The organism is Desulfofundulus sp., assembly GCF_049701015.1.
GTDB lineage: Bacteria > Bacillota > Desulfotomaculia > Desulfotomaculales > Desulfovirgulaceae > Desulfofundulus.
On the sequence record NZ_JBNATZ010000005.1, the window covers coordinates 1 to 16256 of the forward strand.

11 protein-coding genes and 1 pseudogene are annotated in these 16256 nt (G+C 53.7%); 7 read left to right on the forward strand and 5 right to left on the reverse strand.

From position 1 onward, the window contains the following. The first annotated feature begins 112 nt into the window (after positions 1–112). From ACPLUI_RS00745 to ACPLUI_RS00760, 4 genes are all read left to right on the forward strand, one after another. A complete protein-coding gene (locus tag ACPLUI_RS00745) occupies positions 113–1027 on the forward strand; it encodes a carbon-nitrogen hydrolase family protein (protein WP_424658357.1) in 915 nt (304 codons plus the stop codon). Between the two features lie 14 nt (positions 1028–1041). Continuing rightward, positions 1042–4800, forward strand: coding sequence for a cobaltochelatase subunit CobN (gene cobN / locus ACPLUI_RS00750; protein WP_424658358.1), 3759 nt, complete (start codon positions 1042–1044; stop codon positions 4798–4800). A gap of 113 nt (positions 4801–4913) precedes the next feature. Continuing rightward, positions 4914–6023 carry a radical SAM protein gene (locus tag ACPLUI_RS00755; RefSeq protein ID WP_424658359.1) on the forward strand — a complete coding sequence of 370 codons (1110 nt, stop codon included), beginning with the start codon at positions 4914–4916 and terminating at the stop codon, positions 6021–6023. Between the two features lie 83 nt (positions 6024–6106). Further along, positions 6107–6445, forward strand: a complete 339-nt coding sequence (locus ACPLUI_RS00760) for a CGGC domain-containing protein (RefSeq protein ID WP_424658360.1) — start codon at positions 6107–6109, stop codon at positions 6443–6445. A gap of 86 nt (positions 6446–6531) precedes the next feature. Here the strand turns inward: ACPLUI_RS00760 and spoIIP are convergent. Beyond that, positions 6532–7841 (reverse strand): annotated as a pseudogene (spoIIP, locus tag ACPLUI_RS00765) (stage II sporulation protein P). 125 nt (positions 7842–7966) lie between these two features. Between spoIIP and ACPLUI_RS00770 the strand changes: the two are divergent. Next, complete coding sequence (locus ACPLUI_RS00770) at positions 7967–8575, forward strand: FmdE family protein (RefSeq protein WP_424658361.1); 609 nt, start codon at positions 7967–7969, stop codon at positions 8573–8575. Between the two features lie 39 nt (positions 8576–8614). Here ACPLUI_RS00770 and ACPLUI_RS00775 read toward each other — a convergent pair whose 3' ends face one another. From ACPLUI_RS00775 to ACPLUI_RS00790, 4 genes are all read right to left on the reverse strand, one after another. Continuing rightward, positions 8615–9520, reverse strand: coding sequence for a heme o synthase (locus ACPLUI_RS00775; RefSeq protein WP_424658362.1), 906 nt, complete (start codon positions 9518–9520; stop codon positions 8615–8617). Between the two features lie 177 nt (positions 9521–9697). After that, the gene (locus ACPLUI_RS00780) at positions 9698–9976 is read right to left on the reverse strand and encodes a hypothetical protein (protein ID WP_424658363.1); all 279 of its coding nucleotides are present in this window, start codon (positions 9974–9976) and stop codon (positions 9698–9700) included. 9 nt (positions 9977–9985) lie between these two features. Then, a complete protein-coding gene (locus ACPLUI_RS00785; protein WP_424658364.1) occupies positions 9986–10231 on the reverse strand; it encodes a helix-turn-helix domain-containing protein in 246 nt (81 codons plus the stop codon). Then, positions 10228–11076: an MBL fold metallo-hydrolase gene (locus tag ACPLUI_RS00790; protein WP_424658365.1), complete on the reverse strand. Its 849-nt coding sequence runs from the start codon at positions 11074–11076 to the stop codon at positions 10228–10230. Before ACPLUI_RS00790 ends, ACPLUI_RS00785 begins: the two co-directional genes overlap by 4 nt. Before the next feature lie 670 nt (positions 11077–11746). Between ACPLUI_RS00790 and cooS the strand changes: the two genes are divergently transcribed. Both cooS and acsB read left to right on the forward strand, forming a co-directional pair. Beyond that, positions 11747–13768, forward strand: coding sequence for an anaerobic carbon-monoxide dehydrogenase catalytic subunit (gene cooS / locus ACPLUI_RS00795; protein WP_424658366.1), 2022 nt, complete (start codon positions 11747–11749; stop codon positions 13766–13768). 23 nt (positions 13769–13791) lie between these two features. Further along, entirely contained in the window at positions 13792–15990 is a 2199-nt protein-coding gene (gene acsB / locus ACPLUI_RS00800) for an acetyl-CoA decarbonylase/synthase complex subunit alpha/beta (protein ID WP_424658367.1), read from the forward strand. Positions 15991–16256: the final 266 nt, after the last annotated feature.

The following is a 16256-nucleotide window of genomic DNA, read 5'->3' on the forward strand; positions in this document are numbered from 1 at the left end:
TGACTATATCCTTGGCAATATTAAGTTTAAAATCTTGAAACCCCGTTAACCCTAATATGCAGAACTGCCCCTTCAGGATGGCAGGTTTGCCTGTTCCCCACCCGGCAGGTATTTGTACGAGAGGCGCCCCGAGCTTTACGGGGGTATAGCTCTTGATACCTATTCGCAGTTCGAGCCGGAAGCGTTGCTGGGCCTGGTCGGGGGGAGAGAATTTGGTGCGGCCACCCTTCAATTTCGCCCGGACCCGGGTAAAGTGGAAGAAAACGTCCGGTCCATGCTGGCTTTAATGGAGCAGGCGGTAGGGCTGGCGGCCCGGCGGAACGTCAAGCTCGACCTGGTGGTACTGCCGGAGCTTGCCAGCAGCGGGGTAATCTGTGACGCTGGCCGGGCCATGACGCTGGCTGAAGAACTGTCCGGTTTCACCGTGCAGGCCCTGGTCCGGGGGGCTCGAGAGATGGGTTTATATGTGGTTGCGGGGCTGCCGGAAAGGGAAGGGAGTCGTTTCTACAATACGGCTGTGCTGGTTGGCCCGGAGGGGTTGGTGGGCAGGTATAGAAAGGTCCACCTGGCACCCAGGGACAGGAACTGGGCACATGAAGGGCGGGCAGGTTTTGGCTTTTATGATCTCCCTTTCGCCAGGGTGGGCCTCTTGCTGGGGTACGACCTTTTCTTCCCTGAAAGCGTGGAGAACCTGTCCAAGCAGGGGGTGGACATCCTGTGCGTACCCGCACTCTGGGACGATGAGAAAAGCCGGTTCATCTGGGAGGCGAGAGTGGCCGAACAGGTGCACATGGCTGTGGCCAACCAGTGGGGAACTCTGGTTGACGGCCATTCTGCCTGTGGGGGCAGCCTCGTCCTGGCTTATGCCCGTTATGCCGGGGAATGCCGGCGGGTGGTTTCCCCTTCGAGAGGGGACCACATCAACCTGCTGGTTTTGAATCCCGGTGCTACAAGGCAGAAGAGGTTCCTGGAGCACGTGGATTACAGCCTTTTACTCGGGAGGTCCGGGGGAAGCTGCAGGAAATAAATGGGGGAATGACGATGGGGTTTAAAATATTATTTTATACAGCCATTGAAGGTGAGCTGATCACCCTTGGCTGTGCCGTAAGACGTGTCTACCGGGAGTACGGCCCGGCGGTTGAAGTTCTAGCGTATACCAAGAGGGACCTTACAGGGTCGGAAAAGGAAGCGGAATTATTACAGGCTGTTTCCTGCTCCCACCTGGTGATTCTGCACCTCATGGGGGGACCGGACTCCCTGCCCTTGTTTGAGCAGGTAACCGCCCTGGCCAGGGAAAGGGACGTATCGCTGGCCGTTCTGCCTTCGGCTGGGGATGATACCGGGTCATTATTGCGCCTTGGCAACCTTTCCCCGGAGGATTACCACCGCCTGCGGCTCTATGTGAGTTACGGCGGTGAGGAGAACCTGGGCAACCTGCTTCTCTGGGCGGTTAACCGCTACTCGGGGGGGTTCTTTGAGGTGCCGGAACCGCGACCTCTCCCCTGGCAAGGCCTGTACTACCCGGGGTGCCGGGATGAAAATGAGGCCAGGTCCTCCCTGGCGGAAAAGCTGAAGGCTGATAAACCCGTGGTGGGCATTCTCTTTTACCAGAGTTACCGGGTCAGCGGTAATACGGATTTTGTGGACGAACTGGTCCGGCAAATAGAACAATTGGGCGGTGTGGCCCTGCCGGTTTTCCTTTACGCCACCAGAAACGACGAGCTGGGTAGCCGGGGCATAGCCTGGGTCATAGATAATTATTTTTGCCGGGACGGAAAGCCTGTCGTCGATGTGGTGATAAATACTTTGATGTTTGCCCAGGCGATGTCCACACCGACCTTCAGCCGGGTTGAAGAAAAGGAACTCTACCAGCGGTTGGGCGTACCGTTGATTAAAGCCATTCTTTCGATGACATCCCGTGCCGAATGGGAAAACAGCCTGCAAGGCCTTGGCCCGCTCGATCTGATTATGAACGTAGCCCTGCCGGAATTTGACGGAGACCTGATTACCGTGCCGGTGGCTACCAGGGAGGAACTGGAAAGGGATTCTTTCACCGGAGCTACACCTGTAAAACATGTACCCCTGGTCGGGCGGATACGCAAAGTAGCTTCGCTGGCCCTGCGCTGGGCAGAGTTGAGGCGCAAGCCCAACCGGGAAAAGAAAGTGGCCATTATCCTGCACAACTATCCCCCACGCAATGACCGTATCGGGAACGCATTCGGGTTGGATACGCCGGCCAGCGTGCACCGTCTGCTGCTTGCCATGCGGGAAGCCGGTTACCGGGTGGAAGACCTGCCTCCCGACGGTGCTGCTCTGATGGAGAAAATCCTGTCCGGTTTAACCAACGAGCGGGGCTGGCTGGACCCCAGGGAACTGGAGCGCCGGGCCGCTGCCCGTGTGGATAATGCTACTTACAGGGAGTGGTTTTCCGCTTTTCCCGGGTCCTCACGGGAGCACCTTGAGCGGGACTGGGGGGCTCCTCCGGGGGAGGTTTTTTCTTACGGGGAGCATCTTCTGGTACCAGGAATATTTCTGGGCAATGTCTTTTTAGGCGTGCAACCTCCGCGCGGCTTTGTGGAGGACCCGTCGAAAATCTACCACAGCCCGGATCTTTCCCCGCCTCATCATTACCTGTGCTATTACCGCTGGTTGAGGGATGTCTTCCAGGCGGATATTGTATTTCACATTGGCAAGCACGGCTCTCTGGAATGGCTTCCTGGTAAAGGTGTGGGACTATCCGCGGCCTGCTTCCCCGACCTGGCTATTAACGACCTGCCTCACGTCTACCCGTATATTGTAAACAATCCCGGGGAAGGCACTCAGGCCAAGCGCCGTTCCCATGCCTGCATCATCGACCACCTGGTTCCCGTCATGACCAGGGCCGGGTCATATGATGAACTGTCCGAAATCGAGGTTCTTTTGAAAGACTATCACGAAGCAAAGATGATGGAAAGTTCCGGACTTCCCTCGCTGCGGGACATGATCTGGGAAAAGGTGGTGCATGCCCGCCTGGATCATGACCTGGAAATAACTCGTGAGGCCGCGGAAAAAGATTGGGATCAGTTCCTGGAGAGATTACATTCGTACCTGCACGAGGTAAAAGATACTTTAATCCGGGATGGGTTGCATGTCCTGGGCCGGTCGCCCTCGGGAGAAGCTCTGGTCGAAATGCTCCTGGCTCTGACGCGTCTGCCCAATGGCCGGGTCCCTTCCTTGCGGGAACAGATAGCTGTTGCCAAAGGGTTTAATTATGAAGAACTCCTTTCAAATCCCGGTTATTTCAACCCCGGTCAGGGGCGTACCTGGGGAGAAGTGCTGGACGAAATTGAGCACCTTGCCCGCCAGCTGCTGGAAGCTTATGTAAATGGCGGTTGTGTGTGTGATGAAATACCGTTTTTAGTACAAAAAATTCTGGGCGCAGGGAACGAAGAAATTTGCCGGGTGCTTGAATATGCAGGCAGTACGCTGGTGCCGGCCCTGGCTGCAACCAGGCAGGAACTTGGTAATTGCCTTAACGCTCTGGCCGGGGGATTTGTGCCGCCCGGACCTTCCGGAGCTCCCACCCGCGGTATGGCTGACATTCTCCCTACCGGGCGTAATTTTTACTCCGTGGATCCCAACGCTGTTCCCAGTCGTGCGGCCTGGCAGGTGGGCTGTTCCCTGGCGGATGCTTTGCTGGAGCGGTACAGGCAGGAAAAGGGAACCTATCCGGTCAGTGTTGGCATTGTGGTATGGGCTACCAGCAACATGCGTACGGGTGGTGATGATATAGCCCAGGCGCTGTATCTACTGGGAGTCCGGCCGGTATGGGACGAGAAAAGCGGCAGGATCAAGGGGCTGGCTGTAATCCCACTGGAAGAATTGGGACGACCCCGCATAGATGTGACCATAAGGGCCAGCGGGATGTTCCGCGATGCTTTCTTAAATGTCATCCACCTGATTGACCGGGCAGTAGAAATGGTGGCCGATCTGGACGAGCCGGAAGATTTGAATTTTGTAGCTGCCCATGTGCGTCAGGAAATGGCTGAAAAGATGGTTCAGGGGATAAATCCCGAGCAGGCCCGCGAAGAAGCTCTGTGGCGTATTTTCAGCGACCCCCCCGGATGTTACGGGGCGGGAGTGAGTAACCTGATAACTGCCAGGAACTGGCATGATGAAAAGGACCTGGGGGAAGTCTACGTCACCTGGGGCGGTTATGCTTACAGCCGGCGTTCTTTTGGTATGGATGCCCGGCCTGTTTTCCGCCGGCGCCTGGCTATGCTGGACGCCACTGTGAAAAATGAGGACACTCGCGAGATCGATATGTATGATAGTGACGACTTTTACTCCTATCACGGTGGCATGGTGGCGGCGGTCAAGTCAATTAAGGGAGAACCGCCCCTGTCTTTCAGCGGCGACAGTTCGGACCCGGCAAGGGTACGGGTGCGCACTTTGGATGAAGAAACCAGGCATATTTTCCGGGCCCGGGTGCTCGATCCCAAATGGATCGAAAGCATGAAGCGCCACGGCTATAAGGGAGCGGGGGACCTCTCCCACCTGGTGGAGGTGGCCTTCGGCTGGGATGCCACAGCCGGGGTGCTGGAGGACTGGCTTTACGAGGCTCTGGCCAAAAAGTATGCCCTGGAGCCATCCATGCAGGCGTGGTTCAAGGAAGTCAACCCCTGGGCTTTGCAGAACATTGTCGAACACCTGCTGCAAGCCATCGAAAGGGGAATGTGGCAGGCAGAACCGGAGATGAACCAGGCACTAAGAGAACTATACCTGGAAATAGAAGGGGAACTGGAGGCCCGAACGGAATAGCCGCGTAATTGTTCAGTAAAGGCGCTTTTATCCGGTATCTACCGGACCCAAAGCGAACGACTTGCGGAACGCCGGTGCATGGACCGGCGGGGGCCAAAGCGGGTCCACTGAACATGTACTCCGGGGAAAAAAGTTCACGGGTGGGGCAGATGGAGGAAGAAATTAAGCTCCTGGTATTGCTGGTAACCGGTGATTGCAACCTGCGCTGTGTTTATTGCTATGCCAGGGGAGGCGAGAGCAAAAGGCATATGTCCTGGGAGGTGGCCCGGCAGGCGGTTGATTACGCCGCCGCCCGGAGCCCTTCTTTCAAGATCCAGTTCTCCGGCGGCGAGCCTCTCTTGAACCTGCCCCTGGTAAAAGAGGTGGCGGCCTACGTCCGGTCGCGCCGGCTTTCCGTTAAGTTGCAGCTGCAAACCAACGGAACACTGGTCACTCCCGCAGTGGCCAGGGAATTAAAGTCCCTGGGCGTGGCACTGGGGGTGAGCCTGGACGGTCGTCCGGAAGTTAACGACCGGCTGCGTCCTCTGGCCGGTGGCGGTGGTTCCACCCTGGCTGTCATACGGGGGCTGCAGAACCTGGCGGCGGAAGGGATCAAGGTGGGCCTGACGGCTGTTTTGACTGCTGAAAGCACGGCGGGGCTGACTCAACTGGTGGAACTGGCTGCTTACCTGGGGAATGTGTACGGGATTTCTCTGGACCTGCTGCGCCCTCTGGGCAGGGGCCGGGAGGGGTGCCCCGCACCGCCGGAACCGGAGCTTCTGAGCGAACAGGTCGGAGCAGCCGTAAGACGGGCGGGGGAAATAGCCCGTCTGGGCGGCCCGTTAATCCGGTTTCGGGAAGTGGAGAGGTTGAAATTCCAGTTGCACCGGAGAATAACCAGGCGGCATTACTGTTATGCCACCACCGGGCAGTCCATGGCCGTAATGCCCGACGGTTCGGTTTATCCCTGTGCTTCCTTTTGCGGCCTGACAGAATTTTATCTGGGCCGGATAACGGACAGTAACTTTTCCCTGGCCGAAGCGCTGGCTGCAACGCCGCTCCCGGGGCGCACTGTAGAAGTGATGGCCGGCTGCCGGGAATGCCGGGACAGGTACTTGTGCGGCGGTGGCTGCCCCGCCCGTGCTTATGCCTTCACCGGCCGGGTGGACCGTGCCTGCGAGGAAGATTGCCTGTTGAGGAAAGTCTATCTGGATTGTGTCAAGGAGAAGACAAGGATCTGGTAATATCGGAGTGGCCGGTCATAATTAAAATTGACATATGACAACTTGTATGTTATAACAAAACCAAAAAAGGAGTGATCTGGAAGGTGAATGTACTCATAGTAAGTTGTGGTTCCTACGTGTCCCAGGGTTATGGCTGCCCCGGCGAATGGAAATGTTTTAAAGCCGCCCGCGACCGGGAAGGAAAATTCAAAGATTATGACTCCGTGAATGTGGTGGGTTTTCTCACCTGTGAGTGTCCCGGAAGATCGCTGATCCCAAACATTGGCTGTGTTAAGAAGAATGTGGATTTTGACGTTATCCACCTGTCCACGTGCATGGTCAACGCCTGGCCGGCCTGCCCGTACAGGGATGTGGACGAGCTGGCTCAAAAAATAACGGAAAAGTTTGGCGTCCAAGTCGTCAAGGGGACCCACAATTATTAAGGTGCCTGGCACTTAACTTATTAACTTATTGTCAGGCCTGTGCAGGAAGAGCGGTTGCCGGGTGCTGCCCGGCAACCTGCTTTATGTTAGTCCCGTTTTGTACCGTCCTCGTCCTTGTTTTCCGGATCTATTTTTCTTGCCTGCGGTCCCAGAATATCGGCCAGTTCCCAGCCAAAGAAGTTCGCCAGGCGTTCCTTTGCATTTTTATAACTGCCGGTACTGATGAGCACAAAGAGGCCTCCACCAATCAGGGTGACGATGATTATCCATACGAGGCTGGACCATACACCGGTCCGGCGGGCGGTTGGGTCCGTAACGGGTTTCTCGTATTCGGGTGCACCGGGGGTACTGGTGGGACCGGTGATGCCCAGGATTACGGGGACCGCATCGGCCAGCAGGGATATCCCGCGCATAGCTTCGTCCTTGCGGTTGGTATAGGTACCGGCTTCAATTAAAAGGGCGGTTGGTAAAAGATCCTGGTTATAATTGCCCTGCCCCACAAAAATATCTTTGGCAATGGGCCAGTGCATTCTGTTGGCGTACGCCATCAGCCGTTTGGCGAAATCCAGGTTGGCTGCCATATGTGGATTTTCCCGCCCCACAACAAAACGCATTTGCGCCACATCTTCATTTGAGACGATGCGGCGGTAAAGTTCGGGGTCGTCTACGCCGTCCCGTGTACATCAAATATGGCTATAGGGTTCTTTTTCAGCAGCTTAACTGCCGTCCGGCGCGAACGGTAATAAGCATTATCGTCGTGGGGGTCATGGGGGGTTTTATCATGCAGCACCCTGGCCCCTTCGGTTGACAACTTATTGCTGTAAGAATCACCAACTTGAAAAATTCCCCCGTGAAAGGGAATGGAGGGGCTGCCGTCGGATGGGACGTACGATTCATCACTGTGGGTATGATAAATGGCTACCGGTCTGTTGTTGCGGACCGTAGCAGCCACCGGTACCTCCATTTTTGAAAAGAGTTCGTTGTAGGCCAGCAATTGCTTGTCCATCCCGAGGAAGCGGGCAGTGGCCCGGTTGCCCTCTACTTTTTCCACGCGGTAGTGTTTTCCCTCTGCAGTTATTACCTCATCGCCCACCCGCACGCGGCGGGAAATCATGGTGACAGGATTCCCCTTTTCATCCCGGACTACAAATGCCTGCCCCGGTTCCAGTTCATCATCGACAACTTGCCGTACCCGGGGAAAGCTTAGAACGGGCAGGGTCACTTTGGGGGCATACCACAGGAAAAGTATACATAAACCAGCGGCTATGAGAGCTGTTCCCAGCAAAACCTTTCTTTTTCCTGTCATTTCTATAACCCCCCCTGATGTGACGGTACTAAAATTGCTTATGAATTGCTCATGTTTAGTTATTTCCTTTTTCAACGGGGAAATACGCATATGTTAAAAAACAAATAATTCTAAATATAGTGGGCGGAATGGAAAAAGGATATTGTTCTACCGGGGTAGAATAAACGTGGAGTAGGACAAAATACAAGCATACACTGAGGGGTGAAGTAATTATTATGTGCCTGGAGAAAAGTGATTGGGAAAAATGCGTGGAATTTCACGGGCATTCCTGCCCCGGCCTGGCAGTAGGCTACCGGGCGGCTAAAATCGGACTTCAGGAGTTGGCCGGGCACCGCGCGGAAGACGAAGAACTGGTGGCTGTTGTGGAAAATGATGCCTGCGGTGTGGATGCAGTCATGGTACTTACAGGGTGCACCCTGGGTAAGGGCAATTTACTGTACCGGGATTATGGCAAACACGTGTTTACCTTCATCTGTCGGGAAAGTGGAAAAGCGGTACGCGTCTCAGTCAAGGGGAGCACATGGCGGCAGAATGATGAGTACAAGGCGCTGCGGGACAAAGTGTTCGGAGGTACCGCCAGTGAGGCGGAGCAGCAGCTCTTCCGGGAACATCAAGAACAACGTATCCGGTATATCCTCGAAGCCCCACAGGAAGAGTTCTGTGTGGTACAACACGTAAAGGTGGAACTGCCACCTAAAGCACGCATTTTCAATTCTGTAACCTGTGCTTTCTGTGGTGAACCGGTTTCTGAGGCCCGGGCCAGGGTGAAGGACGGAAAATTCGCCTGCATACCCTGTGCCGGTGAATACACCAGAGGGTGGTGATTTCATATGGAGTTTGCCAGTCTGATTGACCGGCCTCTTTTATAACCAGACATCAATCATCATACTCAAAAAGAGAAGGAAAAGGTAGGGACTGGAAAACTTAAAGAGGACCCAGGCGTTCCGGGGTGTGGGCTGCAGGTACACGTAGACGCTTAAACCCAGGGCCGCCAGGCCGGTAATGACCGCCGTAGCGAGGTAGACCATGCCCCAGGACCCGGCAAAATAGATCAAAATAGAGAATAAAACCATCAGGATAACGGTGCATAAAAGACAGTGCAGGGCCTTTCTGGTTTCGCAGACTACGGGGAGCATGGGAACTTTTACTTTGGCATAGTCCTCCTTGAAAAAGATGGCCAGACTCCATATATGGTTGGGAATCCACAGTACAACCAGCGCGGCAATGAGAAGGGGCAGCAAATCCACCTTGCCCGTTACAGCAGTCCACCCGAAGAGTGCCGGCAGGCCGCCGGAAAACCCGCCCAGGATGATGTTCCAGGAACTTCTTCTCTTCAACCAGAGGCTGTAGATACCAACATAGCCAATCATACCGCCCCAAAGACAGGCAAAAGCAATGGGGTTGACCATCCAGCCCAGGATGAGCGAAGAAACGAACAGGAACAACCCCCAGTACAGAGCCCGCACTGGAGGATTAATCCTCCCGTCGGGAATGGGACGTTTTCGGGTGCGGGTCATACTTGCGTCCAGGTCCCGGTCGATATAACAACTGACCGCATTAGCACCTGCACAGGCTAAAGTTACCGCCGCTGTGGCAGCCGCGAGCTGAAACACCGGTACGGGTCCGCTTACAGCTGCGGCCACCATCATGGTAGCCAGGGCCGTAAAAACGAGCAGGACCACGGAACGGGGTTTGGTTACTTCAATGTAAGCCAGGGCCGTAGTTCCCAAACCTCCCCGGCTCTTATTGATTGTGGATTCTATGTCCATTCTGGTTTCCTCCAATCAAAGACTTAAACGACCCGGTTCTTTAATATTTCGTTATAGTGCACCTGAATCCTTCTTGAATTGTCCTGCTTAATTATCATAAATTTCTATCCCAAGTATAAGTTCACCCCGGAACCCCCGGGGCTTAAAGATGACTCCGTTCAGCCAGCATTTGATGAGTTAGTGAGTAAGACCGGACTCCCTTAAAAGGTTGGCCTCTTTCAAACGGTGGTAAATGTACTGGCGGGCTTCGTCGTTATATGGCTCTTCCAGCGGTTTCAGGCGCATGAGATCCGGTGACAGGCGGGCCAGAAAGATACCCGGTGTATTTTTTTCTACCACCAGGTATATGTCGCGTTTGGGCTTCACAGGGACAGCGTAGTCTCCTTTAATGGTGGTGAGGACGGGAATCAGGTCCCAATTCTCCATGAAAAATTCTACCGCTTCTTTAATGGTCATCTTGACTTTTCAACCCTCCTGTTTACATTCCAGGTCGCATTGAAGGAGTTGGGCCGGGTCCGCTTTTTCATAGAAGTGGCGGGAAAATTCTTCGAAGCTCAAACCCAGGGCGTTGGCCCATTTCTGGGCCACACAGAGGCGTGGGTATTGTTGCCCCCTTTCAATGGCCAGCAACTCCCGGACGGTAATCCCTACCCGGGTAGCCATGGCTGCTGCGGTGAGCCCCTGATTTTTTCTCACCTCTTCCAGGCTCATGAACAGCCACCTTCTTTCAGAGGTAATGTGAAGCTGGCACCGGCGGGTGCAAAGTGGAAGATGGGACCAAAAACAGCGGCGAGATGGGCTGCGACAGGCAGGCCGGTGCAGTGATTGGCCGCCAGGAACTTCAAGTTCAAGCCTTTCAGGTAGGCAATGGTGGCCTCCTGCTGTTCTTCAGGTGCCGGACCCAGATGGGTACCACCGATAATGCCGTAAACGCGGTCGATACCGGTTACCTGGCGGGCATGTTCCACGATATTTACCACTCCTGCATGGGCACATCCCAGGATGACCACCAGCCCTTCATCTGTAACGCAGTACAGGCTCATATCGTCCCGGAATGGGTCGGCTACTTTATTGCCGTCTTCCAGGGAAAAGAGGCTGCTGTCTCCTTTTTCGAAAGTGGTCTTGCGTGGAACCTCGCCGCTGACCCACAGTCCGGGTGCAATTTGCTGTGGTTCTTGTTCAACGATAAAATCGGCTCCCAGGCTCTCCAGTTCCTCTTGCCGAAACGGTACCCCGATGTAATGTGGACGGGGCAGTGACCCGTAATGTAAGGAAAAAAAGTCTGGGTGAATGTAGACGGGCAAGCGTCCCCTCAGGCGCAGGAAATCCCGCATACCTCCGCTGTGATCGTAGTGGCCGTGGCTCATTACCAGCGCATCGACTTCCTGCAGGTTGATCCCCAGTGCAGCAGCGTTGGCCAGGATATTTCCGCGTTCACCGGTGTCAAAAAGAACCTTCGTTCCGGCCTTTTCCACCAGCAGGGCCAGACCCCACTCGCCCGCCAAACCTGCGGGCAGACCGACGGTATTTTCAATCAAAACGGTTATTTTAACCATCAACTCGCACCCCTTTGAACTGACTTTACCACTTACCGCTCCGGGTTCAAGCACCTTCTTAGGCTAACTGTAACACTCATTGTTTTTGCAGTCAACTGCTAACAGAGGGGAGGTGACCATGGTGTATTCAACCATTTTCTCACCGTTTATCATTTTTTGGAGCACCCGGCGCGCGTGTGTTTGAAGTTGTTAGTGTTGAGTGATGATTCGGAAGATTCCGGGGTTTATGGATTCAAGAACAGGTACGTGAGCTGACCTCGCAACAAACGCTGGTGAGGAAAAACCTTCCTAGAGCTCGTATATACTGGTTACGGGATCTCCTGCAGGAAAACGTTGAATGGCCTGCGAATAGAAAGAATGGGGTCTGTTTTATTAACATTATCTTAAAGAAAAGATAATTTTATAAAATCAAACGTAAATTCACACATAGCGCAACAAGAAAAAAATATGACCATAATTAATGATTGTCCGTTGGCCGGTATTTATGATAAAGTAGTATAAATAATAATCTGTGGTTGTGGGGGGGAGAAGCTTTTTAACTGAATTAATTATCTAACACTTCAGAGGTCAGCTTTTAAAATTTAAGTGAAGGGTGACCAGGTTCTTGTAAGGGTCCCAATGATTAGGAGTTTTTGCATGCAGGACTGTCTCGAAAAGGAGGTCAGATTAAATGCCAAGGTTTAGAGAGCCCCATCTAACCAGCCGGCCTTCGGACAAGACTCCACGGGTGATTGATCCCAAGAGCGTCAAGCGTTCTGTTGATCCGGCTGTGCTGGAAATGATTGATGTGGCCCAGGAGCAGGGTGTGATTACCGCCTTTGACCGGGTGGTAGCCCAGCAACCCCAGTGCCAGTTTGGCTATAAAGGTATCTGCTGTCGTTTTTGTATGATGGGTCCCTGCCGGATTAAAGCAGAAGAGGGACCGGCGAGCCGGGGTATATGTGGTGCCAATTCCTGGACCATTGTGGCCCGCAGTGTAGGTTTAATGATCCTTACGGGTTGTGCCTCGCACGCTCAGCATGGTAACCACATAGCCCATACGCTGGAATTAATTTCCGAAGGAAAGGCACCCGACTATTCCATCAAGGATCCCGATAAGCTGGTGCGTATATGTAAAAAAATTGGGATTGAGACCGAGGGCAAAGAAATACCGGTTCTCGCAAAAGAGCTGGCGGAAGCGGCCCTGGAGGACTTCCGTCGCCTGAAGGGAGAAGGGGAAACGACCTGGGTGGTGAAGCAGCAAATACCTGCCCGGGTAGAAAAATATAGAAGTCATATGGTTATGCCGCACGGGATCCATGCCACTATTTCCGACCTGGTTACCCAGGCCCACGTAGGGATGGACAACGACCCGGTAAACCTGGTATTCAGCGCTGTGCGGGTTGGTCTGGCTGACCTGGCCGGCAAGTGGATTGCCACCGACCTCTCCGATATTATCTTTGGTACTCCCCAACCCGTGGTCAGTGAAGCCAACATGGGCGTCCTGGACCCCAAAAAGGTAAATATTATAGTGCACGGCCATAACCCCCTCTTAAGTGAAATGATCGTGGCTGCAGCCCGGGAACTGGAAGGTGAAGCCAGGGCAGCCGGTGCTACGGGTATTAACCTGGCGGGGATTTGCTGTACTGGAAACGAAGTGCTCATGCGCCAGGGTATTCCTATTGTAACTTCTTTCTCCTCCCAGGAGCTGGCCATCTGTACCGGTGCTGTTGACGCCATGGTGGTGGACGTGCAGTGCATCATGCCCGGTTTAAACACGGTGGCCCAGTGCTTTGGAACAAGGTTGATTACCACTTCGGATATTGTGAAGAACCCCGGAACCATGCATATCGACTACCAGGAAGCTACGGCCATGGCTAACGCCAAAGAAGTTATCCGCCAGGCCATTGAAGCTTATAAAGAACGGGGGACCCGGCCTGTACACATTCCCAATGTAAAGAACAAAGTGGTGGCGGGGTGGAGTCTGGAAGCCATCTTCGAGCTGTTCAAGACTGTTAACCCCCATAATCCGGTGCGGGTGCTTAACGAGGCTATTCTTTCCGGAGAGTTAAAGGGTGTCATCCTTATGGCCGGGTGCAACAACCTGAAGACCTTCCAGGATCAGGCTCACCTTGAAATTACCAAAGCCATGCTGAAAAATGACGTTTTCGTTATTTCTACTGGGTGTAATGCCCAGGCGTGCGCGAAGGCGGGCTTGATGGACCCGGCCAGAGTGGATGAGTTTTGCGGCCCCGGGTTGAAGAAGTTCTTCCAGCGTATCAGTGAAAAGGCTGATTTGAAGTACGGACTACCTCCTGTGTTCCATATCGGTTCGTGTGTTGACAACTCCCGGGCGGCTGAACTTTTAATGCTGATGGCCGAAGATCTCGGTGTGGATACTCCTAAGGTTCCCTTTGTTGCTTCAGCTCCTGAAGCTATGAGCGGTAAGGCTACCAGTATTGGTACCTGGTGTGTGACCATTGGTCTGCCCACTCATGTGGGAACTATGCCGCCGGTAGAGGGTTCTGACCTTATTTACAATATCTTGACTCAGATAGCCAGCGATGTATTTGGTGGTTACTTCATCCTGGAACCCGATATCGAGGTGGCCATACAAAAACTGCTAAGTGCGCTGGAATACCGGACCTGGAAGCTTGGTGTGCATCGTAAGGTAGCAGAAGACTTTGAAACCGCTCTCTGTCAAAACTGGTAACTGGGGCGGAGGAGGGATAAAAAATGGCCGAAGCCATTAATTTTGACCAAATATTTGAAGGAGCCGTGGAACCTGGTCAAGAGCCGAAGAGGCTTCTAAAAGAAGCCTACGAAGGAGCCATTACGGCTGTAAGTTATGCCGAGATTTTACTTAACCAGGCTATTCGCCGCTATGGCAAGGATCATCCGGTGGGATACCCCGATACCGCTTATTACCTGCCAGTCATTCGCTGTTTAAGCGGCGAGGAGATCAAGACCCTGGGCGATTGTGTACCGGTATTGAACCGTGTTCGGGCGGAGATGAAAGAAGAAAAAACCTTTGCCAATGCCCGGCAGTGGGGAGAAGCTACCTGGTATGCTGCAGACATTATCGAGGCTATTCGTTATCTCCGGTATAGTCCGGATAATCCGCTGCATGTTCCACCCTGGACCGGATTCATTGGTGACCCGGTGGTGCGCCAGTACGGAACCAAAATGGTGGACTGGACCATTCCCGGTGAAGTCCTGATTTTGGGCCGTGCCAGGGACTCTAAGGAGCTGGCCCGGGTTGTGAATAAACTCATGGGTATGGGCTTTATGCTTTTCCTCTGCGACGAGGTTATTGAGCAACTGCTGGAGGAAGGTGTAAAGCTGGGTGTTGACATGATTGCCTACCCTCTGGGTAACTTTACTCAGGTGGTACACTGTGCCAACTATGCCCTGCGGGCTGGCATGATGTTTGGCGGAATCAAGCCGGGTCTGAGGGATGCCCAGCGGGATTACCAGCGCCGGCGGATCCGTGCGTTTGTGCTCTATCTGGGTGAGCACGACATGGTTAAGACGGCTGCGTGCATGGGTGCAATAAACATCGGCATCCCCATTATCACTGACCAACCGCTGCCCGAGGACAAGCAAATAAAAGACTGGTTTATTTACGAGCCGGATCTGGAAAAGGCTATCCAGCTCGGTATGGAGCTGCGAGAGATTAAGATTACCAGCATAGATATCGATGCACCAATTACCGTCGGTCCCGCCTTTGAGGGTGAGTCCGTCCGCAAGAAAGACATGTATGTGGAATTCGGTGGAAACAGGACTCCTGGCTTCGAACTTGTACGCATGGTTGGACCGGATGAAGTGGAAGACGGCAAGGTCGAGGTTATTGGTCCCGATGTCGATACTGTACCACCGGGCAGTGCCATGCCTCTGGGTATTGTCGTGGATGTTTACGGGCGCAAAATGCAGGAAGATTTCGAGCCCGTGCTTGAGCGGCGTATCCATTACTTTACCAACTACGGGGAAGGTCTATGGCACGTGGCCCAGCGGGATATCATGTGGGTGCGTATAAGCAAGGGTGCTTTTGAAAAGGGATTCCGCTTAAAGCACCTGGGTAATATCCTCTATGCAAAATTTAAGGCGGAATTTGCGGCGGTTGTGGACCGGGTCCAGGTGACTATTTACACTGACGAACAAAAGGTGCTGGAGATGCGGGAACTGGCCCGGAAGTATTATAAGAAGCGTGACGACCGCCTTAGAGAACTACGGGATGAAACTGTGGACACCTTCTATTCCTGCACCCTGTGCCAGTCCTTTGCTCCCACTCACGTGTGTATCGTTCCACCCGAACGGACAGGCCTGTGCGGTGCTGTGAGCTGGCTGGATGCCAAGGCTTCCTATGAAATCAATCCCCACGGCCCGAACCAGCCCATCAAGCTGGAGGGGTTGATAGATCCGGTCAAAGGACAGTGGAAGTCTGTGAACGAATTTGTATACGCCAATTCCCAGCGGACTATTCAAGTAGTCAACTTCTATACCATCATGGAATATCCCATGACCTCCTGTGGCTGTTTTGAATGTATCCTGGCTATGGTTCCCGAATGCAATGGCTTCATGGTGGTCAACAGGGAACACGGCGGTATGACTCCATCAGGTATGACTTTCTCCACCATGGCCGGTACCATTGGTGGCGGTGCCCAGATGCCCGGCTTTATGGGGATCAGTAAGTCTTACCTGACATCCCGCAAGTTTGTGCCTGCAGACGGCGGGTTGGCCCGGGTGGTTTGGATGCCGAAGGCTCTAAAGGAGCAGATGCGACCTCTCCTGGAAGAAGCTGCTGAAGCAGCCGGACTGGGTAAGGACTTCGTAGATAAAATTGCTGATGAGACTGTAGGTGTCAGCGGGGAGGAGATTCTACCCTTCCTCGAGGAGAAAGGACATCCCGCCCTTACCATGCCGCCACTACTCTAAGAAGTGAGACGCGGATCTTATTAAGAATAATCATTGCATGCTTACAGGGTTATACGTCGGTTAAGCTCCCTTGGTAGAGCTTTAACCTTCCCCGGCTGCTTGTATCTACATTGGTATGGGCCCGGGGTATAAACTCCTTGGCTGTTCCGGCATGGAGCTCGCCCTGCCCCATGCCGGATACTTCTTTTTCAATGCTAATTTCAGGGCTTTCCCACTTTGCTGCAAATTTCGTGTTGCCCGGCGTCTATAAGGCCGGGCATTTTTAT

Excerpts from the sequence above, each read along its gene's own strand:
- ACPLUI_RS00790 (WP_424658365.1), bottom strand. The coding sequence starts at position 11,076 with ATGGTTAAAATAACCGTTTTGATTGAAAATACCGTCGGTCTGCCCGCA.
- ACPLUI_RS00775 (WP_424658362.1), bottom strand. The coding sequence starts at position 9,520 with ATGGACATAGAATCCACAATCAATAAGAGCCGGGGAGGTTTGGGAACT.
- ACPLUI_RS00755 (WP_424658359.1), top strand. The coding sequence starts at position 4,914 with ATGTACTCCGGGGAAAAAAGTTCACGGGTGGGGCAGATGGAGGAAGAA.
- ACPLUI_RS00770 (WP_424658361.1), top strand. The coding sequence starts at position 7,967 with ATGTGCCTGGAGAAAAGTGATTGGGAAAAATGCGTGGAATTTCACGGG.
- ACPLUI_RS00785 (WP_424658364.1), bottom strand. The coding sequence starts at position 10,231 with ATGAGCCTGGAAGAGGTGAGAAAAAATCAGGGGCTCACCGCAGCAGCC.
- cooS (WP_424658366.1), top strand. The coding sequence starts at position 11,747 with ATGCCAAGGTTTAGAGAGCCCCATCTAACCAGCCGGCCTTCGGACAAG.
- ACPLUI_RS00780 (WP_424658363.1), bottom strand. The coding sequence starts at position 9,976 with ATGACCATTAAAGAAGCGGTAGAATTTTTCATGGAGAATTGGGACCTG.
- acsB (WP_424658367.1), top strand. The coding sequence starts at position 13,792 with ATGGCCGAAGCCATTAATTTTGACCAAATATTTGAAGGAGCCGTGGAA.
- cobN (WP_424658358.1), top strand. The coding sequence starts at position 1,042 with ATGGGGTTTAAAATATTATTTTATACAGCCATTGAAGGTGAGCTGATC.